At 65.4% G+C, this 1641-nt stretch carries 1 protein-coding gene; it reads right to left on the minus strand.

The window, feature by feature from the left end:
- A partial coding sequence (locus AC1VNY_RS42410; protein ID WP_482409652.1) for a beta strand repeat-containing protein occupies positions 1–1641 on the minus strand: 1641 nt, incomplete at both ends.

The following is a 1641-nucleotide window of genomic DNA, read 5'->3' on the forward strand; positions in this document are numbered from 1 at the left end:
GCACCGTGGTGACACCCTCCGAGGCGTTCGACAGTGTTGCCGTGAAGGTGTAGTTGGCGACCGCTCCTTCCAGCACCGTGGAGGTGCTCAGGTTGACCGTCGCGTCGGTGACGGTGTCGTCGACATGCGCCGTCGCCGTCGCGGTCCCGACCACCAGATTCTCGAAGTTGCCGCCCTCGGTCCCGGTGATGTTGGCGGTCAGCTGGCTGGCGTCGTTGTAGACATCCTCGCCATTGCCCGAGGCGATCACCAACGTTCCGGTGGTCTGGCCGTTCGCAATCGTGATGTCGCCCTGATCGGTATGCACCGTGGTGACGCCTTCCGAGGCGTTCGACAGCGTCGCCGTGAAGGTGTAGTTCGCAACGGCGCCCTCCAGCACGGTGGAGGCGGTCAGGTTGACCGTCGCGTCGGTGACGGTGTCGTCGACCTGGGCGGTCGCCGCCCCGGTGCCAACGACGAGGTTCTCGAAGTTGCCGCCCTCGGTCCCGGTGATGTTGGCGATCAGCTGGCTGGCATCGTTGTAGACGTCCTCGCCATTGCCCGAGGCGATCACCAGCGTTCCGGTGGTCTGGCCGTTGGCGATCGTGATATCGCCCTGGTCGGTGTGCACTGTGGTGACGCCTTCCGAGGCGTTCGACAGCGTCGCGGTGAAGGTGTAGTTGGCGACCGCGCCCTCCAGCACGGTGGAGGCGGTGAGGTTCACTGTCGCATCGGTGATGGTGTCGTCGACATGCGCCGTCGCCGTCGCGGTCCCGACCACCAGGTTCTCGAAGTTGCCGCCCTCGGTCCCGGTGATGTTCGCGATCAGCTGGCTGGCGTCGTTGTAGACGTCCTCGCCATTGCCCGAGGCGATCGTCAGCGTGCCCGTGGTCTGGCCGTCGGCAATACTGATGTCGCCCTGGTCGGTATGCACCGTGGTGATGCCCTCCGAGGCGTTCGACAGCGTCGCCGTGAACGTGTAGTTGGCGACCGCGCCCTCGAACACCGTCGAGGCACTGAGGTTGACCGTCGCGTCGGTGACGGTGTCGTCGACATGCGCCGTCGCCGTCGCGGTCCCGACCACCAGATTCTCGAAGTTGCCGCCCTCGGTCCCGGTGATGGTCGCGGTCAGACTCGTGGCGTCGTTGTAGACGTCCTCGGCATTGCCCGAGGCGATCACCAGCGTTCCGGTGGTCTGACCGTTGGCAATACTGATGTCGCCCTGGTCGGTGTGCACCGTGGTGATGCCTTCCGAGGCATTCGACAGCGTCGCGGTGAAGGTGTAGTTCGCGACCGCTCCTTCGAACACCGTCGAGGCGGTCAGGTTCACCGTCGCGTCGGTGACAGTGTCGTCGACATGCGCCGTCGCAGACCCGGTGCCGACGACGAGGTTCTCGAAGTTGCCGCCATCGGTCCCCGTGATCGTCGCGGTCAGACTCGTGGCGTCATTGTAGACATCCTCGCCATTGCCCGAGGCGATCACCAGCGTTCCGGTGGTCTGGCCGTTCGCGATCGTGATGTCGCCCTGGTCGGTGTGCACCGTGGTGACGCCTTCCGAGGCGTTCGACAGCGTCGCCGTGAAGGTGTAGTTCGCAACGGCGCCCTCCAGCACGGTGGAGGCGGTCAGGTTGACCGTCGCGTCGGTGACGGTGTCGTCGACCT

This window comes from Bradyrhizobium ferriligni (assembly GCF_056837965.1).